Below are 20,376 nucleotides of genomic sequence, written 5' to 3' on the forward strand. Positions count from 1 at the left end.
TCAATCCTCGTCGGCGAAACGCGATGATGGTGCGCGCGGATTGCGCAAGCGGCCGATCAACGCGGAAACCGCCGTGATGTTCATTTCCTCGGGCGACCAGTTCCTGGCTTCCGCGATGTGGTGCGCGGCCAGCTCACGATGCGTGCTGCCGCTATACGCGGCATCCTGATAGGTGACACGCTCATGGGTCTTGGCGTCTTCGCGGACATACTCGATGAGGTAGTTCGGGCACTCGGCCCGGCCGCGCACGCCGACGCGCACCTGGGCATCGCCATGGGCGCGCTTGCAGCGTTCGAGCTTTTCCAGCACGCGCCGGACATATTCGACCGGCCTGTCCAGGGTCTCGACCATGTCGGCGATGGTCGCATCGGCCGCGATTGGCGTTTGCGGTACGCGCTTGGTGGCCATCAGCGTTTTCCGGCTCGTTTCGGCAGCGCCGCGAGTGCCGCGGCCGCCGCCATCTCGTCGGCCTCTTTCTCCAGCCGCAGCTCGCGCAGGCGCGCGGTCTTGGCTTCCCGCGCTTCGCTGACGGCATCGCGCTCGGAAATGATGCGGTTAAGCGACATCGACTGGGTTTGCGTCTTGCTGAACAGCGACACGGCCGGATCGACGGCTGTCTTCGAATGGGCGGTCAAAATCTTTCTCCTGTCAGGAGCCTGGTGCCGATAGGACGAGACCGGTCTTCGGTCGGGACCATGCACAAAGCGATGCGGCAGCGGATTCAAGATGCTGGAGCGTCCCTTAGCACGTTCAGCCCAATGCGCAGCGCATTTTCGGCGGCAACAAGCGTAAAATGAAAAAGGCCAGGCACCGCCTGACCTTCCCTGGGAGCGCCGCGCATCCAACTGGATGCACAAGGCAGCTCCTGATGGGCAGCAGAAGCCGTGGAAACTCAAGTTCCCGTAGCCATGCGCCCGAATTCGCCGTTCACCGGTGCCAGTACATCCGTGGTCACCGGGACGGCTGAATTCTTTCTTCAGGCCGCCTTCAACTGGTCGGCGGACATCTTGCCCGACTTGTTGTCGCGGACCATCTCGTAGCCGAGCTTCTGGCCCTCGACGATGTCGCGCATACCGGCGCGTTCCACGGCCGAGATGTGGACAAAAACGTCGGCGGAGCCGTCGTCAGGCTGAATAAAACCAAAACCCTTGGTGGCGTTGAACCACTTAACTGTGCCGGTGCTCATGACGAACCCTTTCCATGGCAAATATTCGTTCGCCGTCATGCGGATGCACAACGCCGTTTGTCTCGATTTTTGATGTGGGAAGTTCGTCAAAGGCGCGCTCGGAAGCGCGGATAACAAAAGTCAGTCAAACAAATATCGACGACTTTCTTCTACGCGTGTTTCAGACGCCTGTCAAATGTTGCGCCATCGATCCGAGAATTCGACGCCTGAAAGGACGTCATCTGGCCAACGTCCATGCTGAACAAGCGCCCGCACCTGAGCGTTGCCGGCGGCCGCTCAGCGTTCCTGGTCGGTCGGTCTGATGACGATCTCGTTGACGTTGACGCGCGCCGGCTGGCCGACGGCATAGAGGATGGCGGCGGCGACATCCTCGGCGGTCAGCGCTTCCATCGTGGCGAGGCGCTGGTCCAGCCCCGCCTTCGAGGCAGCGTTGGTGATATGGTCGCCAAGCTCTGTGCGCACCAGGCCGGGCTCGATCACGGTGACGCGAACCTTGTCGGCATAGACTTCGCGCCGCAGTGATTCCGAAAAACCGACAACACCAAATTTGGTCGCCGCGTAACCGCTGGCGCCGGGATTGGCGACGCGGCCGGCGACCGACGAGACATTGACGATATGGCCCTTGGCAGCCTTGAGATGCGGCAGCGCCGCCTTGGTGACGCCCATCAGCGCCAGCAGGTTGAGTTCCACCATATGACGCCAGTCGTCGAGCGTTGCCTCCGCTGCCGGCGAGAGCAGCATCACGCCGGCATTGTTGACAAGGATGTCTAGCCGACCCCATTCGGCCACCACCTTCCCGACCATGGCCGCGACATCGTCATTGCTGGTGACGTCGGCCTCGATGCGCAAAGCCGTTCCGCCGATTTTCTCGATGCGGGCGGCCAGAGCTTCGAGCCTATCGACCCGACGGGCGGCGACCGCCACCCTTGCCCCGGCAGCAGCCAGTGCCGCAGCCGTCGCCTCGCCAATGCCCGAGGAAGCGCCGGTGACGAGAGCAACCTTGCCGGCAAGCATGGAAGAAACGGTCATTGCAACATCTCCAAAGCGCGCCGCGCCAATGCTCCTAGATAGGCCATCCCGATAAACGGGGAAGGCCACTTCGCAGATGGGTCCTATTCATCCGGCCCCGGCTCCGGCCACGGCTCCTTCGCCGCTTCCGCATACCATTGGCGCATCGCCGGCAGCGCGAGGATGGCGTCGACATAGGCCCTGGTGTCGGGCGCCAGATCCCCACCATAGGTGTCGAAGCGGGTGACGACAGGCGCATACATGGCGTCGGCCGCGGTGAAATGGCCGAACAGAAACGGGCCGCCCTTGCCGTGTTTCTCACGGCACTCGCGCCACAGCGCCTCGATGCGGGCGCGTTGCGCCTCGCCCTCGGCGTCGAGTGGCTTGTGGCCCTTTGGCCGCCGCAAATTCATCGGCCAGCCATAGCGGACTTCGCGAAAACCGGAATGCATCTCGGTCGCCGCCGAACGCGCCAGCGCCCGGGCGCCGATATCGGCCGGCCAGAGCTTTTTCTCCGGAAAGAGATCGGCGAGGTATTCAAGGATGGAAAGGGTTTCCCAGACCATTCCGCCAGTGTGGTTCAAGGGCTTGTGAACCAAGACAGGGACTTGACCTGTCGGCGACACGTTCGCCAGGTTGGCGGCGGTTTCCGGGGTGCGCAGCCGCACCAAGACCTCTTCGAACGGTATCTCCAGGTGCCGCATCGCCACCCAGGGCCTGAGCGACCAGGACGAGAAGCACTTGTTGCCGATATAGAGCGTGAATTCCGACATTTGTCCCCCTTGGCGGTTTGCTCCTTGCGGAGTGCGCTGGCCGGCACCCTAGCCTGCCGGCGCGGCGCCCGAAAGACACCCTGTTTCGCCGACATAAGCAGCGGCTCTCGGAACCGAAACCGTGCCGGCTCGTTTGCCAAGGCGAACCAAACCCGGGAGATGCGAAAATGGTGAACAAGGATCAGGTCGCCGGTGCGGCCAAGCAGGTAAAAGGCTCGGTCAAGCAAGCCGCCGGCAAAGTGACCGGCGATAGGCAGACGCAGGCGGAAGGCATGGCCGACAAGGCCACCGGCAAGGTGCAGAAGGCCTATGGCGACGCGAAGGACAAGGTCAAGAAATCGCTTGACCGCTGAGGAAAGGGCCGCGTCGAGCGGCCCTTTTCACGTCTTCAGCGATTTGCTGAAAGCGTTGGTGAAAACCACGGCGCCATGATCGTCGCCGGCTTCGCCCAGCACGACGTCCAGGCTGTCGCTGGTGACACGTGCCAAGGCGAAGCCGCCCATATAGGCGGCTTTCGGCTTGAAGAGATCGAGGCCGTCGCGTTGATAGATCATCGGCACCTCGTGCTGGTGACCGTGGAAGACGGCAACGACGTTGTAACCCTTCAGGGCGGCCAGCAAGGCGTGGCGGTCCTCTGTGGCTGATAGCCGAGCGCTTGCAGGAGCACATTGCCCACACCCGTGGTGAAAGCGAGATCGTTCCAGCCGGGCTCGGCCATGCGGACCACACGGCATTGCTCGGCGTCGGCCGCCTGGGCAGCCTGCGAGGCCAACGCCAGCGCGGCCAGACAGCTTGCAAGGATACGCACCATTTCCGTTCTCCTTATTGTGTTGACCCATCGGTCTTTTTATTGTCCCATGGGTCAATGATTGATCTCGCGGGGCGAAAATGTCAACATGGATTCGTGAGGCATGGAACAATCTCGTGAAACTGAAACGCCTTGGCGACATACGCCGAAAGGAATTGCGCCAGGCGGCCTTCGCGGTTCTGGAGCGCGAAGGCATTGCGGGGGCGACGCTGGAAAAAGTCGCCGCCCATGCAGGCGCCTCCAAAGGCATCGTGCTGCACTATTTCCGCAACAAGCAGGAATTGTTCGAGCACGCCATGCGCGAGGCCAACGCAGTCCTATGCAACGCGGTGGTCGCAAGGCTTCGCCGGGCGCGGACTTCGATGGAACGCCTGGACGCGGTGATCGAGGGCAATTTCGAGGAGCATCTCTTCCTGCCGCCTCTATGCCATGCCTGGCTTTCGCTCTGCGCCGAGGTGCCGCGCGATGAAAAGCTGGCGCGCATCCAGAAGGTGATCCATGGGCGCATGCGCTCGAACCTGTTGTCCGGCCTGCGCGGCCTCGCCTCACCCAACGAGGCCGACGACATCGCGCTTGGCGTCACGGCCTTGATAGACGGACTCTGGCTTCGGCTCGGCCTGCAGCCGGGCAGCGTCTCGCGCGAACAGGCGATCCGGCAGGTCAAGGGCTATGTCGCCGCGCGGCTGGCTACTCAGGAGCGCTCCACCGCCAGCGCGTGAAACCGACCCGCACGTCGTCCGGTTTTCGCGCTGCGACGGGTCTCAGGCCAGCCGGCCGTCGGGCGCTTGCGCCGGACGCCGGCCGAAGTTCATACCCTGGGATAGCCTGATGACTTGACCCCGTCACGGACATGCGGTGCGATCCCTCTGTTTGATGGCAAACGCATGGTGAGGTGCGTGATGAGGCTTCACGGCAAGCGGACGTTGATCACCGGCGGATCGGATGGCATCGGCCTGGCGATCGCCGAGGCATTCCTGCACGAGGGTGCCGATGTCCTGATCGTGGGCCGCGACGCGGGCAAACTCGACACCGCTCGCCAGAAGCTGACGGCCCTCGGCTCGATAGGCATGGTGGCGACATTGTCGGCCGACCTCGCCACCAGCCCCGGCCTCGCAGCGGTCGTCGAGCAGGCGAAAGAATCCGGCCGGCCACTCGACGTTCTCGTCAACAATGCCGGTGTCGCCTATCTCGTGCCGTTCGAGAGTGTCAGCGAGGCACAGTTCCAGCACTCTTTCGCGCTCAATGTGACGGCGGCGTTCTTCCTCACCCAGGGGCTGCTGCCGCATCTCGGTGCAGGTGCATCCGTCATCAACATCTCCTCTTATTTCGCCAACAAGATGATCCCGAAACGGCCATCAAGCCTCTACTCCCTGTCCAAAGGCGCGTTGAACTCGCTGACCAAATCGCTGGCCTTCGAACTCGGTCCGCGCGGCATCCGCGTCAACGCAATCGCACCCGGTACGGTGGATACCGCAATGCGGCGCAAGACCGTCGACAATCTGCCGGCCGAGGCACAGGCGGAACTGAAAGCCTATGTCGAGCGCAGCTATCCTCTCGGCCGCATCGGCCGGCCTGACGACCTCGCCGGGATGGCGGTCTATCTCGCCAGCGACGAGGCTGGCTGGACCAGTGGCGGCATCTTTGCCGTCGACGGCGGCTACACGGCGGGGTGAACTGCCTGGCCGCTATGGCGCGGCAACTTCACCAGCGGCGCTTTCCACAAATCCAAGAGCGCCCACAACGTCCAGGATCTGAAGGCGAATCCAGCGATGAGGGGGCTCGTCGTCTCGGCGTGCGTGCCAGTACATCCTGATTTCAGGAACGGCGATGGGAAGTGGCGGCTCGAAGATGGCGAGAGGCAGGGTCTTGGCTGCCCAAACCGCGAACTGCCTGGGAACCGCGGAAAGGTAGTTTCCGTTTGCGACGGCCAACGCGACAGCCTGAAAGTGAGGCAGTGCCAAGCTCACACGGCGGCTTCGCCCGATTTTGCGGAGCGCCTCGTCGGTGGAGCCCGACATCGAGCCGTCAATAGAGCGAAGAACGTGCGGCAGTTCGCAAAAAAGCTCAAGCGGAATAGGCTCGCCCCCTGCGATCCCCGCCAGTCTGATCGCAGCATTGTTTTGCGCCGCAATGATTGCGAATGGCGAATGGAACAGCGGTACGCTGGAGACCCAATCCAAGACCTCCAGCGGACGTTCGAGAGCCACATCGATTTCATCGTCCTGGAGCAGACGCGAAACATCGCCTCGCGCGCTATCGAGAAACCGTAACGACGCATGCGGCGCGATAGCCGCGACGCGCACCGCCAGTGTCGGCATCAGTAGCATGGAAAAGAAGTCCGCCCCCATGAGCGTGAAGGTTCGCTCAAGTTCCGCCGGATTGAACGAATGCGCCGAATGAAAGGCGCGTTCGATCTCGCGCAGTGCGGCGCGCACCGGCTCCGTCAGGCTTTCGGCGCGCGGGGTCGGCACCATGTCGTTGCCGCGCCGCACGAACAACTGGTCGTTGAGGACATGACGCAGGCGATTGAGCGCGGCGCTCACGGCGGGCTGGCTCAGCCCGATCTGCTCGCCGGCGCGCGTCACGCTTCGTTCGCGCAAAAGCGCGTCGAGCACCCTGACCAGATTGAGGTCGAGCGCATTTAAATTCATGGCATCAATCCGCCCCATACGATCATTGGATTTCCATCGGCGGCATGCACCTGATCAGATCCTTCCGACCGCGACCCGTCCGAAGGCAACAAAGGAGGAAGAACCATGACAATGACCGTCGGGACCATTACAGGCAAGGAACTCTTCTGGTTCAACAACACACTGGTTGCCATTCGGATATCGTCGGCGGAGGGCGAGGACGGCATCTGTGTCGTCGAGCACCGCATGCCCCATGGCGATTCTCCGCCGCTGCATGTGCATCGGCACGAAGACGAGGTGTTTCATATCCTAGAAGGACAGCTGCGCGTTCGGATCGACGGACAGGAGCGGGTCGCTGGTATCGGCGAGACCCTCATTGCGCCGAAAGGCCTGCCGCACACATACAGGGTCGAATCTCCAGAAGGTGCGCGCGCTCTGACCGTCACGCGCGGCCGCGGGTTCGAGACGATGCTGCGTCAGGCGAGCCGCCCCGCCGGACAGCCGGAATTGCCGCCGCTGTCCGAGCCGACGCCCGAGATGATCGAGGCTCTGGTGCGGATCTGCGCGGAAAATGGCATCGATATTGTCGGTTCGCCCTTGAGTTGAGAACGCGAAGCCGCCGATCTCTGCTCCGAGGGTTCCAGTGGGGAGATCGGAAGCATCTTCAACCGATTTGCATCCGCAGCCGCGTTATTCTCCGCTTGAAGCCATTTGTGCAACGCGATACGCCGTTGCCCAAATCGACAGACCGGAGCCTTGCCGTGAGCACGCCAAAGACGAGAACCGAAACCGACACGTTCGGCCCCATCGAGGTCGCCGCCGACCGTTATTGGGGCGCCCAGGCGCAGCGTTCCCTCGGCAATTTCAAGATCGGTTGGGAGAAGCAGCCGGTTTCGATCGTGCGCGCGCTGGGCATCGTCAAGCGGGCGGCGGCGGAAGCCAACATGGAGCTCAAGCGGCTCGATCCGGCCATCGGCAAGGCGATCATCGAGGCCTCGCAAGAGGTCATCGACGGCAAGCTCAACGACCACTTTCCGCTGGTGGTCTGGCAGACCGGCTCGGGCACGCAGTCCAACATGAACGCCAACGAGGTGATCTCGAACCGCGCGATCGAGATGCTGGGCGGCGTCATGGGCTCGAAGAAGCCGGTGCACCCCAACGATCACGTCAATATGAGCCAGTCCTCCAACGACACCTATCCGACGGCCATGCACATCGCCTGCGCCGAGCGGATCGAGCATGACCTGATCCCCGCTCTGCACCACCTGCACAAGGCGCTCGCCGCCAAGAGCCGGGACTTCAACCACATCATCAAGATCGGCCGCACCCACACGCAGGATGCCACGCCGCTGACGCTGGGCCAGGAATTCTCCGGCTATGCCGCGCAGGTCGCCTCCTCGATCAAGCGCATCGAGCAGACGCTGCCCGGCCTGCAGGAACTGGCGCAGGGCGGCACCGCCGTCGGCACCGGCCTCAATGCGCCGGTCGGTTTCGCCGAGCGGGTGGCCGATCGCATCGCCGCCATTACCGGCATTGCCTTCGTCACCGCGCCGAACAAGTTCGAGGCGCTCGCCGCCCATGATTCCATGGTGTTCTCGCACGGTGCCATCAATGCCGCGGCCGCGGCACTGTTCAAGATCGCCAACGACATCCGTTTCCTTGGCTCCGGCCCGCGCTCGGGCCTCGGCGAATTGTCGCTGCCGGAAAACGAACCCGGCTCCTCGATCATGCCGGGCAAGGTCAACCCTACCCAGTGCGAGGCGATGACGCAGGTCTGCGTGCAGGTGTTCGGCAACAATGCGGCGCTTACCTTCGCCGGCAGCCAAGGCCATTTCGAGCTCAACGTCTACAATCCGCTGATGGCGTACAATTTCCTGCAGTCGGTGCAGTTGCTCGCCGACGCCTCGGTCTCCTTCACCGACAATTGCGTCGTCGGCATCGAGGCGCGAGAGGACAACATCAAGGCGGCTCTCGACCGTTCGCTGATGCTGGTGACCGCGCTTGCGCCCACCATCGGCTACGACAACGCCGCCAAGATCGCCAAGACCGCGCACAAGAAAGGCACGACGTTGCGCGAGGAAGCGTTGGCAACCGGACTGGTCAGCGAGGCCGACTATGACCGCCTGGTGCGGCCGCAGGACATGACACATCCGGGGTGAAGGCATTTTTCGGCGGGAGAATATCCTCACGCCAGCGCGTCGACCGACATGAATTTCCGCTTTTCACCGGTTCACAGAAACGTATTCCTGTGAACAATGTGTCGCCGGATAGGCAGCTTTGGTGAACAGTCGACATGCTCTATCTGACGGGGCATCAACCCCATTCGGAGAGCCACCATGTCCACAAACACCTCCTTCGCCGGCAGCGGCACCGCGTCCAACAGCTCTGTCACCATCCTTGTCGGCCGTATCCTGCTCGCGGTCATTTTCCTGCTTTCGGGATTCGGCAAGCTCACGGCCATTTCCGGCACTGCCGCCTATTTCGGCGGCCTCGGCCTGCCGGCGCCGACGGCGACGGCCGTCATCGTCGGACTGATCGAGCTGCTTGGCGGCCTTGCCGTCCTCGTCGGCTTCCAGACCAGGGTCGCCGCCTGGGTGCTCGCGATTTTCACGATCGCCACCGGGCTGGTTGCCCACACCGGCTGGGCCGACCAGATGCAGATGATCCAGTTCCTCAAGAACGTCGCCATCACCGGCGGTTTCCTGCTGCTGGCCTCCTCGGGTCCCGGCGCCTATTCGATCGACGCCAAGCGCGGCTGAGGTTTTTTCCTCCCAAGGATCTGAAACGAGCGGCGCGGAATTTTTCCGCGCCGCTTTTTCGTTATGTGATCACAGGCCTACAGCACGTCGCGGCAAATAGGATTCGCCCGAGCTGCTGAAAGCTTCTGGTTTTATGCATGTCGTTGTCCCGGACCAAGGACACTCCCGGGCGACATGCATTAGACTGCAATGGTCGCCGGCGACCGTGCCGGCAAGGGAGTGAGCCATGGGTCGCAGTGCATTGCTTCTGGTTTCGCGGCTGCTGTTTGCCGTGCTGTTCGTGCCGTCCGGCTTCCAGGCGCTCGCCAACATTGCCGGCACCACCAGCTATTTCGCCGGCCTCGGCCTGCCGCTGCCGGCGCTCGCCGCCTGGGGCACCGGCCTTTTCGAGCTGATCGCGGGACTGCTGATCCTCGTTGGTTTGCAGACGCGGATCGTGGCACTGCTGCTGGCCGGCTTCTGCATCGCGGCCGGCTATATCGGCCACTATGGCCAAGGCGCCGAGGATGCGGCGCTCGCCTTCCTGCACCAGCAGATGCTGATGAAGGATATCGCGGTATCGGGTGGTTTCCTGGCGCTTGCCATGGCCGGCCCCGGCGCATGGTCGGCCGATGGGCGCGGCTTCGGCATAGGCGCCGACGCGACTTGACTACTTCGCCGACACGCTCTGCCCGCCCTCGACCGCCAGCACCAGGCGGCGGTTGGTGATGCGCGCCAGTTGCGCCAGCCGGCCGGCCGGGCGCTCGCCGTATAGGTCGGAGAGCGAGGCCGGCAGCACCAGCGCCAGCGCGCCGTTGGGGCGGCTTTCCCATTTCAGCCTCGGCATGATGCCAGGCATCGCGGCCGTCAGCAGATAGACGACGCGCATCATCGCTGCCAGTACGCGGGCGCGCTCCAGCAGGCGCGGCGGCGCCAACGCCCTGATTTCGGGCGCCACCAATTCATTGAAGACGCCATCGTGACGGTAGGCGTTGGTCAGCGCCAGGTAGGCGCGGCCGGGATGATCGACACCGATGAACGAGGCATGCGCAATGATGTTGAGCGACTGCTTGCCGCGATATTCCGGATGAGCGCGCCAGCCGATATCGGCGAGCAGGCAGGCGGCATGGCGATAGCGCGCTTCGTCTTCCGTCTCGTCGATGCCGAAAGCCTTGAAGGCCTTGCCGGTCCATTCGACCAGGTCGTGCGCGTGATGGACCGAACGCGAGCGCAGAAGCGCGAGTTCCTCGGCGGCCGAGATCAGCGGATCGGCCTTCTGCTCGGCCGCGTCGAGCAGCGAATAGAGGAAACCCTCACGCACGCCTTGCGCCGAAACGACGATCCTGGACGGCTGCATCGCCGTCATGATCTCCTGCAGCACGAGAGCGCCATAGGGCAGCAGCGAGCGGCGGTTCTTGGAGACGCCCTCGATACCCCTCACCTTTTCGACTTCGCCCCTGGCCACCTGCTTGAGGAAGTTCTGAGCGCTTTCGGCCGATATTTCGTAGTGGTGCATGACGCCGAGCGGGTAGTTGTTCATCTCCATATGCAGCCTGGCGAGGTTTCGCCAGGTGCCGCCAACAGCGTAGAAAGTCCTGCCTTGTCCGCCCTTCAAGAGCTTGGCCCGGGCCAGTTCCTGGCGCGCGATCTTCTGCGCCTGGACGAGCGAGTTCTTCGCCATGTCCTGCAGGCGCAGGCCGCCGAGCGGCAGCGTGATGCCATCGCCGATCGCCTCGCCATCAATGTCTATAAGCTCCAGGCTGCCGCCGCCAAGGTCGCCGGCAATCCCGTTGGCCGGGTGGAAACCGGAGATGACGCCGAGCGCTGAATAATGCGCTTCCTGGCGGCCGGAGAGCACACGGATTTCGGTCTTGAGCACATCCTCGGCACGATGGATGAAATCGGGACCGTTGATCGCCTCGCGGGCGGCGGCGGTTGCCAGCACGTACATGTGTTCGGCGCCTGCCTGGTCGGAGAGCGCGCGGAAACGGCGAAACTCCTCCATCGAGCGCGCCACCCCCTCGGGGTCCAGCTTCCCCGTCGACACGATGCCGCGGCCGAGGCCGGCCAGCATCTTTTCGTTGAACAGCATGGTCGGCGAGCGCGCCAGCCCCTCATAGACGACGAGACGGATCGAATTGGAGCCGATGTCGATGATGGACAGCGGTCGGCGGTCCTGCAGCCGGCCCTGGGAATTGGACAGCATCAGGTGGCGGCGTTCTTCTTGCGGCGCTTGAACTGCGCGATTCGCTTGGGCGCATGCGATTTCAGCGCGTCACCCCGTCCCGACAGGCTCGGATTGGTCATGAAATATTCCTGCGCGTTGAACGGTTCCTCACCCTCCTCCAGCACCACGCGCCGGGAGGTTCCATCTGCCAATACGTCGAAACTTTGCTGATTGTCCATGATGTTGCCCAGCATGATCTGACCCAGAATCTGTTCATGCACAGTTGGATTGGTGATCGGCACCATGGTCTCGACGCGGCGGTCGAGATTGCGCGGCATGAGGTCGGCCGAGGAGATGTAGACGATCGCCTCGTCCGACGGAAGGCCATGACCGTTGCCGAAGCAATAGATGCGGCTGTGCTCCAGGAAACGGCCGACGATCGACTTGACCCTGATGTTCTCCGACAGGCCCGGCACCTGCGGCCGCAGGCAGCAGATGCCGCGCACGACGAGATCGATCTCCACTCCGGCGCGGCTGGCATCGTAGAGCGCGTCGATGATGATGGGATCGACGAGCGCGTTCATCTTCATCCAGATACGCGCCGGCCGTCCCTCCAACGCATGGGTCACCTCGTCCGAAATGTGCTGGAGGATGCGGTTCCTCAGCGTGAACGGCGAGATCGCCAGCCGCATCTCCGCGGTCGGCTCGGCATAGCCGGTGATGAAATTGAACAATTGGGCGACGTCGCGGGCGATCGTCGGATCGGTGGTGAAGAAGGACAGGTCGGTGTAGATGCGCGCGGTGACCGGGTGGTAGTTGCCGGTGCCGAGATGGACGTAATTGCGCAGCTTGCCGTCCTCGCGCCGCACCACCAGCGACATCTTGGCGTGGGTCTTGAGTTCCAGGAACCCGAACACGACCTGCACGCCGGCGCGTTCGAGATCGCGCGCCCAGCGAATGTTGGCCTCCTCATCGAAACGCGCCTTGAGCTCGACCAGCGCCGTCACCGACTTGCCGGCTTCGGCCGCGTCGACCAGAGCACGCACGATCGGGCTGTCGTTGGAGGTGCGATAGAGCGTCTGCTTGATCGCCACGACTTCGGGATCGGCCATCGCCTGGCGCAGGAACTGCACCACCACGTCGAACGACTCATAGGGGTGATGGACGACGATGTCCTTCTCGCGAATGGCGGCGAAACAGTCGCCGCCATGCTCGCGGATGCGCTCGGGAAAGCGTGGGTTGTAGGGGATGAATTTCAGGTCATCGCGGGGAACGGAGACGATCTCGGAGATCTGGCTGAGCGCCAGCGGCCCGGTCAGCACGCTGATGCGGCTCGACGAGACGCCAAGCTCGCCGGCGACGAAATCGCGCAATTCCCCAGGCATCAGCTTGTCGAATTCGATGCGGATGACGGAGCCGCGGCGGCGGCGCTTCAGCGCCGTTTCGAACAGGCGCACGAGATCTTCCGATTCCTCTTCGACCTCGATGTCGCTGTCACGAATGATGCGGAACGTGCCGGAACCCTTGACCTCGTAGCCAGGGAAGAGCTTGCCGATATAGAGGCCGACCGCCTCCTCCAGCGGAATGAAGCGGACATGGTGCTTGCGGTCCGGCAGGCGGATGAAGCGCTTCAGCGCCACCGGCAGGCGCAAGAGCGCGCTCATCTCCTCGCCATTCTTGCGATGGCGAAGCTGCAGCGCCATCGAGAAGCCGAGATTGGGAATGAACGGGAACGGATGCGCCGGGTCGATCGACAGCGGGGTCAGCACGGGAAACACCTGCTCCTGGAAATGGTCTTCCAGCCAGACCTTCTCGTCCTTTGTCAGCGCGTCGCGGGTGATGCTTTCGATGCCTTCCTTGTTGAGCAGCACGGTAAGGGCCGACAGGCTCTTCTGCTGGTCCTCCTGCAGCCGCTCGACCTCACGCAGCAATTGTTCGAGCTGCTGTTCGGGAGTGCGTCCGTCCGGGCTCTTCAGCACGATCCCCTCGCGCACCTGGCCGGCAAGACCGGCGACGCGCACCATGAAGAACTCGTCGAGATTGGCGGCCGAGATCGACAGGAAGCGGACGCGCTCCAGCAGCGGGTGATGGGTGTTCAGCGATTCCTCGAGAACGCGGCGATTGAACTGCAGCCAGGAGAATTCGCGGTTGACGAAGCGGTCCGGATTGCCTTCCGGGCTCGCTGCCGCGACATTGTTGAATTCGCTCTGTACCGGCTTCAGTTCGTTCATGATTTCTGCTCTTCCGCGCGCCTCAGCCGGTTAACCGGCTTAACTTATCCTGTGGCAGGCTTTTGCGACAGTTCTCTGACAGGCTTTTGCGACAGTTTGATTTCATCGAACTTGCAAACAGACTTGATATGATCCAGATGCAGAGAGACTGCGCTAAGGAGACGATGATGGCAGGCGGTTCCATTCCCCATTTCCAGAACGATGCGGGCCATCCGGCGATCGACATCGGAGTCAAGGAATTCATGTGCACGGGCGCCAACCCGCCTTTCGACCATCCGCATGTTTTTCTCGACATGGGCGACGACAATGAGAAAGTCTGCCCTTACTGCTCGACCCTCTACCGTTATTCGCCGAAGCTGAAGGCGACCGAAACGCTGCCGGCGGGCTGCCTCTACATCGACCAGGCCGCCTGACCTTCCGATCATGAGCGAGACGCGGTCCCGGCAGGTCATGATCGCCGGGGCTGGCATCGCCGGGCTGACAGCGGCGATTGCCTTTGCCGAACGCGGCTATTCCGTGAGGGTGTTCGAACAGGCGCAGCGTCTCGAAGCGGCGGGCGCCGGCATCCAGCTCTCTCCTAACGCGACCCGCATCCTTCGCCAGCTTGGCGTGCTCGACACGCTTCTTGCCAATGCCGTCCAGCCGGAAGCCGTGGTGCTGAAGGACGCCGCGAGCCTGCGCCAACTGGCACGCGTGCCGCTTGGCGGAGCCGGCGAGGAACGCTGGGGGGCGCCCTATCTCGTGGCGCACCGGGCGGATCTGCAAGATGCCCTAATGGCGCGCGTTGCGCAAATGCCCGACATCCATCTCACCACCGGCGCGCAGGTCAGCAGCGTGACCTCCGGTTCACTCGTTATCACCAGGACAGACGGGGTCGGCCGCAAGGTTATCGATACCGAAGGATCTCTGCTGGTCGGCGCCGATGGCGTCTGGTCAGCGGTGCGGAGGTTTGCCAGTCCAGGCAGCGGAGCCGGCTTGGCGAACAGCCATTTCTCCGGCGAACTGGCCTGGCGGGCGACGGTGAGCGCAGACAACGAGGCGGGGCGAGCCTTCGCCGCAATCGGCGCTACCGACTGCGTCACCACCTTCCTGCACCTCGGATTCCACATGGTCGCCTACCCCGTCAGCAGGGGTAGCGCCTTCAACCTTGCCGCCTTCACCCGGGGCGAGCGCATCGCCGAGGGGTGGTCACGCCACGCCGATCCCGCCATCCTTTCAGGCGCCATGCGCCGCTCCGCGCCGGCGCTGGCGCGGTTGGTGGAACTCGCTGGCCCGTGGACCGCCTTCCCCATCCACACGGTCGAGCAGCGACGCTGGACTATGTCACAAGGCGTCGCGCTGATCGGCGACGCCGCGCACGCGATGACGCCGTTCGCGGCGCAAGGTGCTGCCATGGCGATCGAGGATGCCGCGACGCTGGCCAGCCTGGTCGCCGACATCCCCGGCGACCTGACGCAAAGCCTCGCCATCTGGGAGGAGCTGCGGCGGTCGCGCATCGCCAAGGTCATCCGTCGCGGCGCGCTCAATCGGCTTGCCTGGCATGCCCGTGGCCCGGTGGCGTTGGCCCGCAATCTGTTTCTGGCGGCGCGACCGGGAGAGAAGCTCGCAGCCGATCTGGACTGGCTTTACGGGTGGGAGCAGCAGCGGATCATCCGCCGCTGAAAGGAGCCAGCGGCAAAGCTAATTGTACAGCCGCATCGACAGCCCAAGCGAAACCGGCAGCGGGTTCCACCAGCCGGTGCGCAGGCCGGCGGTGCGCAGTGCCGCCGCCGTCCAGGTGTTGCAGCCGATCAGCGCGTTGAAAGGGCCATTGGCCTCATAAAAGCGATCGAAATTGGAGTAGGCGGCATTATCGATGACGATCGGACCGTTCGGCCCCTCCTGAAAGCTCGCTTCGATGAAATCGAGCAATGCGGCAAAACGGTCTTCGCCCACGTCGAAGCCGGCGACATCGGGGTGCGGCTCGGGAATGTTGCCGGCGACGGCGACATGCATCACCGACGCATCGAGCGTCAAAGCCTTGAACGCGGGCAGCGCCTTCAATTGCGACCATGTCGGCGTTTCCAGGTAGAAGGCGCGCCCACCCCAGCCGAAGACGAGGTAGCGCACTTCGGGCGCGTCCGAAGGCAGGCCGGCATCGGCAAGAAAACGAAAGCGCCGGCGCACCTCGTCGTCCACGGGAATGGCGATGTCGGTGTGGATCGGATTTTTCAGCACCAATATGTGCCGGATGCCCTCGCCCGCCGCGGCTGCCGGCCAGAGCGGCCGCGGCACCAGCGTGCCGAGCGACACGGCGAGCACCAGTGCTGCAACCAGAATGGCCAGGAAACGCAGGAGTTTTCTCATCGGTGCGGCTTCGCGATTCCATTCGCGGCTCTATGGAGAAGATCATTATCCGATCGGCCAGAAACTAAAAAGCCCGGCCGTGCGCGACCGGGCTTTCTCGACTTGGCGTCAGTCCGCTCAGTGCAGGATCTGCGACAGGAACAGCTTCGTGCGTTCGTGGCGGGGATGGTCGAAGAACTCGGCCGGCGTGTTCTGCTCGACGATCTGGCCCTGATCCATGAAGATCACCCGGTTGGCGACTTTCCTGGCAAAGCCCATCTCGTGGGTGACGCACAGCATGGTCATGCCTTCCTCGGCCAGCCCCACCATCGTCTCCAGCACTTCCTTGATCATTTCCGGGTCGAGCGCCGAGGTCGGCTCGTCGAACAGCATGATGCGCGGGTTCATGCACAGCGAGCGGGCGATCGCCACGCGCTGCTGCTGGCCGCCGGAAAGCTGGCCCGGATATTTGTTGGCCTGCTCGGGGATCTTCACGCGCTTGAGGAAATGCATGGCGATTTCCTCGGCCTGCTTCTTCGGCGTCTTGCGCACCCAGATCGGCGCCAGCGTGCAATTCTCGAGGATGGTCAGATGCGGGAACAGGTTGAAGTGCTGGAACACCATGCCGACCTCGCGGCGCACCTCGTCGATCTTTTTCAGATCGTTGGTGAGTTCCTTGCCGTCGACGATGATCTTGCCCTTCTGGTGTTCTTCCAGCCGGTTGATGCAGCGGATCATGGTCGACTTGCCCGACCCGGACGGTCCGCAAATGACGATGCGCTCGCCGCGCATCACCTTGAGGTTGATGTCCTTCAGCACATGGAACTCGCCGTACCATTTATGCATGGCGATGATGTCGATGGCGACATCGGTGGTCGAGATATGCATCTTGGCGGCGTTGACCTTGATCTCTTCCGCGCTGACGGCATTTTCGGTGGCCATGGCTGGGGTCCCCTTGTTCTTTTGTTAGCGTTTGTAGCCGGTGTCGAGCCGGCGTTCCGTGTACATTGAATAGCGCGACATGCCGAAGCAGAACAGCCAGAAGACGAAGGCGGCGAACACAAGACCGGATTTCGCGGTCTGCGCCGTGGCCCAGTTGGCGTCGGAGAAGTTCTGCTTGACGATGCCGAGCAGGTCGAACATCGAAATGATGAGGACCAGGCTGGTGTCCTTGAACATGCCGATGAAGGTGTTGACGATGCCGGGTATGACCAGCTTCAGCGCCTGCGGCAACACGATCAAGCTCATCTTCTGCCAGTAGCCGAGGCCGAGCGAATCGGCGCCTTCATACTGGCCCTTGGGGATCGCCTGCAGGCCGCCGCGCACCACTTCGGCCATGTAGGCCGCGGCAAACAGCGACACGCCGATCAGCGCCCTCAGATACTTGTCGAAAGTGACGCCGGCCGGCAGGAACAGCGGCAGCATGACGCTGACGAAAAACAGGACGGTGATCAGCGGTATGCCGCGCACGGCTTCGATGAAGATAATGCACAGCATCTTGATGATCGGCATCTTCGAGCGCCGCCCGAGCGCAAGCACGGTGCCCAGCGGCAGCGATACGGCGATGCCGACGAAGGACAGGCTCAGCGTGATCAGCAGCCCGCCCCAGCGCGAGGTTTCGACATGCGGCAGGCCGAATACGCCGCCGACCAGCAGGAAGAAGGAAACGATCGGCAGCACCAGGAAAAGCAGGATCGCGTTCAACCCCTTGCGCGGCACACGCGGCATCAGCATCGGCACCAGCAGCGCCACGAACAGGATGGCCACCAGGATCGGCCGCCAGCGCTCCTCGACCGGATAGGTGCCGAACATGAACTGGCCGAACTTGGCGTTGACGAAAGCCCAGCAGGCTCCGCTCCAGCCATCGGGCTGAATGCCGCCTTGCGCGACGGTCGCGCAGACCGTGCGGTCCGGTCCGGTCCACTGTGCGTTAATGAACGCCCAGTTGATGACCTGCGGCAGAACCCAGGCAACGATGGCGATGCCGAGGATGGTGAGGATGGTGTCGCCGACCGAGCCGACCAGGTTCTTGCGCATCCAGGCGATGGGGCCGCTGACGCTCGCCGGCGCGGGCTGCGCCAGCGCCATTTCGGTGCGCACCCAGGACAGATCGTGTTCCTGCATGGTCCTACCTCTCCACCAGCGCCATCCTGGCGTTGACCACGTTCATGACGGCCGAGGTCACCAGGCTGAGTATGAGATAGGCGATCATCATGATCAGCACGCCCTCGACCGCTTGTCCGGTCTGGTTCAGAACCGTGCCGGCCGTTGCCGTCAGGTCGGGATAACCGATGGCGATCGCCAGCGAGGAGTTCTTGGTCAGGTTGAGATACTGGCTGGTCAGCGGCGGGATGACGATGCGCATCGCCTGCGGCACCACGACCAGCCGCAGGATCGAACCGGATCGCAGCCCAAGTGCGGCCGCCGCCTCGGTCTGGCCCTTGCTGACGCCCCTGATGCCGGCGCGCACGATTTCAGCGATGAAGGCCGCCGTGTAGCAGGACAGCGCCAGATAGAGCGAAAGGAACTCCGGTTTGACCTGGAAGCCGCCGGTCAGGTTGAAGGTCGATTGTTTGGGCAAGTCAAAGCTCAGGGGAAAGCCGCTCAGCACGTAAGCCAGCAGCGGCAGGCCGATGATCAGCGCGGCGGAGGTCCAGAACACCGGAAATTGCTGGCCCGTCGCCATCTGCCGCTGACGCGCCCTGCGGGCGACGAACCATGACATTGCGATGCCCACGACAAGGGCGACCAGGATCAGCCAGGAGCCGTCGCCCCAGACCGGGCGCGGAAAATAGAAGCCGCGCTGGTTGAGGAACGAGCCGAAGGGCAGATGATAGGAATCGCGCGGCGCCGGCAGCACGGCGAGCACGCCGGAATACCAGAAGAAGATGACCAGCAGCGGTGGGATGTTGCGGAAGATCTCGACGTAAACCGTGCAGATCTTCTGGATCAGCCAGTTCTGCGACAGGCGGCCGATGCCGATGACGAAGCCGATGATGGTGGCGGTGATGATGCCGGCGACGGCAACGATGATGGTGTTGATCAGGCCGACGACGATGGCGCGGCCATAGGTCGAGTCCGACGTATAGGCGATCGGCGTGTCCGAGATATCGAAGCCGGCGCGCCCCTTGAGGAAGCCGAAGCCGGAGGCGATGTGCAGGCGCTGCAGATTGTCGATGACGTTCTGCACGATCCACCAGACGGACCCGAACAGAACGATGACGACCAGCGTCTGAAAGAAGAGACTGCGAATTCTCGGGTCATTGACGAAGGAGCCGCGGCTCGGCTCCTCGCGTAGGATTTCCTGCGATGCCATGTCACGTCCCCTGTGAAAGAGAAACCGGAAGGCAGGAGCCTGCCTTCCGGATCACATTTCGATCAGCGGATCGGCGGCGCGTATTGCAGGCCGCCCTTGGTCCATAGCGCATTGATGCCACGCGCAATCTTGAGCGGGCTGCCGGAGCCGACATTGCGGTCGAACATTTCGCCGTAGTTGCCGGTGGCCTTGACGATGTTGACGACCCAGTCGTTGGAGACGCCGAGGTCGGTGCCGATCTTGGTGTCTGCTTCCTGGCCGAGCACACGCTTGATCTCCGGGCTGGCGGAGTTTTTCATCTCGTCGACATTGGCCTTGGTGATGCCGAGCTCCTCGGCGTCGAGCAGAGCGAAATAGGTCCACTTGACGATGTGGTACCACTGGTCGTCGCCCTGGCGAACGGCAGGTCCGAGCGGCTCTTTCGAGATGATCTCGGGCAGCACGACGTGATCGGCCGGCGAGCCGAGCGTCAAGCGAATGCCGTAAAGGCCCGACTGGTCGGTTGTGTAGACGTCGCAACGGCCGGCATCATAAGCGGCATTGACCTCTTCGAGCTTCTCGAAGACGACGGGATTGTACTCCATCTTGTTCGCCTTGAAGTAGTCGGCGAGGTTGAGCTCGGTGGTCGTGCCGCTCTGCACGCAGACGGCGGCGCCCGAAAGCTGCAGCGCCGAATTGACGCCCGGCAGCTTCTTGGCGTTGATCATGAAGCCCTGGCCGTCATAGTAGGTCGTGCCGATGAAATTCAGGCCGAGCGCGGTATCGCGGTTGATCGTCCAGGTGGTGTTGCGCGAGAGGATGTCGACCTCGCCGGACTGCAGCGCGGTAAACCGTTCCTTGGCGCTGAGCGGCGTGAACTTGACCTTGGTGCCATCACCGAAGACGGCGGCGGCAACCGCGCGACAGAAATCGGCGTCGATGCCTTGCCAGTCGCCCTTGTCGTCCGGCGCGGAGAAGCCGGCCAGACCGGTCGAGACGCCGCACTGGATGAAGCCCTTCGCCTTGACGGTGTCAAGCGTGCCGGCCGACGCGGCCGACGCCATCAGTCCGAGCGTGGCGGCGCCAAGAATGCCGATAGCAATGTGTTTCATAACCCACAGACCCTTTTCTGTTTTTTCAGGCAAACCCTGATCTTTTTTCCCTTGTGAACGCAGCTCCCATCCCGGCCCATTCCCGAAACCCCGCATCGCAAAC

At 63.1% G+C, this 20,376-nt stretch carries 22 protein-coding genes and 2 pseudogenes; 9 read left to right on the forward strand and 15 right to left on the reverse strand.

What is annotated here, in order from left to right; genetic code table 11:
• From MESAU_RS22860 to MESAU_RS22880, 5 genes are all read right to left on the reverse strand, one after another.
• A complete protein-coding gene (locus MESAU_RS22860) occupies window positions 1-408 on the reverse strand; it encodes a hypothetical protein (RefSeq protein WP_015318395.1) in 408 nt (135 codons plus the stop codon).
• Window positions 408-635, reverse strand: coding sequence for a hypothetical protein (locus MESAU_RS22865; RefSeq protein WP_015318396.1), 228 nt, complete (start codon window positions 633-635; stop codon window positions 408-410). The genes MESAU_RS22860 and MESAU_RS22865 overlap by 1 nt, the downstream gene beginning before the upstream one ends.
• Window positions 636-976: 341 nt before the next feature.
• The gene (locus MESAU_RS22870) at window positions 977-1,186 is read right to left on the reverse strand and encodes a cold-shock protein (RefSeq protein ID WP_010915421.1); all 210 of its coding nucleotides are present in this window, start codon (window positions 1,184-1,186) and stop codon (window positions 977-979) included.
• A gap of 276 nt (window positions 1,187-1,462) precedes the next feature.
• Window positions 1,463-2,215 (reverse strand): SDR family NAD(P)-dependent oxidoreductase, encoded by a 753-nt coding sequence (locus MESAU_RS22875; protein ID WP_015318397.1) that lies wholly within the window; start codon window positions 2,213-2,215, stop codon window positions 1,463-1,465.
• Window positions 2,216-2,298: 83 nt separating this feature from the next.
• Window positions 2,299-2,967, reverse strand: a complete 669-nt coding sequence (locus tag MESAU_RS22880) for a glutathione S-transferase family protein (RefSeq protein ID WP_015318398.1) — start codon at window positions 2,965-2,967, stop codon at window positions 2,299-2,301.
• Between the two features lie 167 nt (window positions 2,968-3,134).
• Between MESAU_RS22880 and MESAU_RS22885 the strand changes: the two genes are divergently transcribed.
• On the forward strand, window positions 3,135-3,320 hold the full coding sequence (locus tag MESAU_RS22885; RefSeq protein WP_015318399.1) for a CsbD family protein: 186 nt from the start codon (window positions 3,135-3,137) through the stop codon (window positions 3,318-3,320).
• A 27-nt stretch (window positions 3,321-3,347) separates the two neighbouring features.
• On the opposite strand, the pseudogene MESAU_RS22890 reads toward MESAU_RS22885, so the two are convergent.
• Window positions 3,348-3,599: pseudogene (locus MESAU_RS22890) on the reverse strand (metallophosphoesterase); the annotation flags it as partial.
• Between the two features lie 2 nt (window positions 3,600-3,601).
• Window positions 3,602-3,778: pseudogene (locus MESAU_RS22895) on the reverse strand (glycine/betaine ABC transporter substrate-binding protein); the annotation flags it as partial.
• A 77-nt stretch (window positions 3,779-3,855) separates the two neighbouring features.
• Here MESAU_RS22895 and betI point away from each other — a divergent pair.
• On the forward strand, window positions 3,856-4,494 hold the full coding sequence (gene betI / locus MESAU_RS22900) for a choline-binding transcriptional repressor BetI (protein WP_015318400.1): 639 nt from the start codon (window positions 3,856-3,858) through the stop codon (window positions 4,492-4,494).
• 180 nt (window positions 4,495-4,674) lie between these two features.
• Entirely contained in the window at window positions 4,675-5,448 is a 774-nt protein-coding gene (locus MESAU_RS22905; RefSeq protein WP_015318401.1) for an SDR family NAD(P)-dependent oxidoreductase, read from the forward strand.
• Between the two features lie 12 nt (window positions 5,449-5,460).
• Here MESAU_RS22905 and MESAU_RS22910 read toward each other — a convergent pair whose 3' ends face one another.
• Window positions 5,461-6,426, reverse strand: coding sequence for a LysR family transcriptional regulator (locus MESAU_RS22910; RefSeq protein WP_015318402.1), 966 nt, complete (start codon window positions 6,424-6,426; stop codon window positions 5,461-5,463).
• A gap of 105 nt (window positions 6,427-6,531) precedes the next feature.
• Here MESAU_RS22910 and MESAU_RS22915 point away from each other — a divergent pair, with 105 nt between their 5' ends.
• From MESAU_RS22915 to MESAU_RS22930, 4 genes are all read left to right on the forward strand, one after another.
• Window positions 6,532-7,011, forward strand: a complete 480-nt coding sequence (locus MESAU_RS22915; RefSeq protein ID WP_015318403.1) for a cupin domain-containing protein — start codon at window positions 6,532-6,534, stop codon at window positions 7,009-7,011.
• A gap of 155 nt (window positions 7,012-7,166) precedes the next feature.
• Entirely contained in the window at window positions 7,167-8,564 is a 1,398-nt protein-coding gene (fumC, locus tag MESAU_RS22920; RefSeq protein WP_015318404.1) for a class II fumarate hydratase, read from the forward strand.
• Window positions 8,565-8,741: 177 nt separating this feature from the next.
• A complete protein-coding gene (locus tag MESAU_RS22925) occupies window positions 8,742-9,164 on the forward strand; it encodes a DoxX family protein (protein WP_015318405.1) in 423 nt (140 codons plus the stop codon).
• 226 nt (window positions 9,165-9,390) lie between these two features.
• On the forward strand, window positions 9,391-9,813 hold the full coding sequence (locus MESAU_RS22930; RefSeq protein ID WP_015318406.1) for a DoxX family protein: 423 nt from the start codon (window positions 9,391-9,393) through the stop codon (window positions 9,811-9,813).
• Here the strand turns inward: MESAU_RS22930 and ppx are convergent, their stop codons facing one another.
• Complete coding sequence (gene ppx / locus MESAU_RS22935) at window positions 9,814-11,349, reverse strand: exopolyphosphatase (protein ID WP_015318407.1); 1,536 nt, start codon at window positions 11,347-11,349, stop codon at window positions 9,814-9,816.
• Complete coding sequence (locus MESAU_RS22940; RefSeq protein ID WP_015318408.1) at window positions 11,349-13,541, reverse strand: RNA degradosome polyphosphate kinase; 2,193 nt, start codon at window positions 13,539-13,541, stop codon at window positions 11,349-11,351. Before MESAU_RS22940 ends, ppx begins: the two co-directional genes overlap by 1 nt.
• A 167-nt stretch (window positions 13,542-13,708) precedes the next feature.
• Between MESAU_RS22940 and MESAU_RS22945 the strand changes: the two genes are divergently transcribed.
• Both MESAU_RS22945 and MESAU_RS22950 read left to right on the forward strand, forming a co-directional pair.
• On the forward strand, window positions 13,709-13,954 hold the full coding sequence (locus MESAU_RS22945; RefSeq protein WP_015318409.1) for a zinc-finger domain-containing protein: 246 nt from the start codon (window positions 13,709-13,711) through the stop codon (window positions 13,952-13,954).
• Window positions 13,955-13,964: 10 nt separating this feature from the next.
• On the forward strand, window positions 13,965-15,203 hold the full coding sequence (locus MESAU_RS22950; protein WP_015318410.1) for an FAD-dependent monooxygenase: 1,239 nt from the start codon (window positions 13,965-13,967) through the stop codon (window positions 15,201-15,203).
• Window positions 15,204-15,221: 18 nt separating this feature from the next.
• On the opposite strand, the gene MESAU_RS22955 is transcribed toward MESAU_RS22950, so the two are convergent.
• From MESAU_RS22955 to MESAU_RS22975, 5 genes are all read right to left on the reverse strand, one after another.
• The gene (locus tag MESAU_RS22955; protein ID WP_015318411.1) at window positions 15,222-15,887 is read right to left on the reverse strand and encodes a TIGR02117 family protein; all 666 of its coding nucleotides are present in this window, start codon (window positions 15,885-15,887) and stop codon (window positions 15,222-15,224) included.
• A 117-nt stretch (window positions 15,888-16,004) separates the two neighbouring features.
• On the reverse strand, window positions 16,005-16,754 hold the full coding sequence (locus MESAU_RS22960; protein WP_031240865.1) for an amino acid ABC transporter ATP-binding protein: 750 nt from the start codon (window positions 16,752-16,754) through the stop codon (window positions 16,005-16,007).
• Between the two features lie 78 nt (window positions 16,755-16,832).
• Entirely contained in the window at window positions 16,833-17,990 is a 1,158-nt protein-coding gene (locus tag MESAU_RS22965; RefSeq protein ID WP_015318412.1) for an amino acid ABC transporter permease, read from the reverse strand.
• A gap of 4 nt (window positions 17,991-17,994) precedes the next feature.
• Window positions 17,995-19,182: an amino acid ABC transporter permease gene (locus MESAU_RS22970; protein ID WP_015318413.1), complete on the reverse strand. Its 1,188-nt coding sequence runs from the start codon at window positions 19,180-19,182 to the stop codon at window positions 17,995-17,997.
• Window positions 19,183-19,244: 62 nt separating this feature from the next.
• A complete protein-coding gene (locus tag MESAU_RS22975; protein ID WP_015318414.1) occupies window positions 19,245-20,273 on the reverse strand; it encodes an amino acid ABC transporter substrate-binding protein in 1,029 nt (342 codons plus the stop codon).
• Window positions 20,274-20,376: the final 103 nt, after the last annotated feature.

It is taken from the genome of Mesorhizobium australicum WSM2073 (genome assembly GCF_000230995.2).
Classification (GTDB): Bacteria; Pseudomonadota; Alphaproteobacteria; order Rhizobiales; family Rhizobiaceae; genus Mesorhizobium; species Mesorhizobium australicum.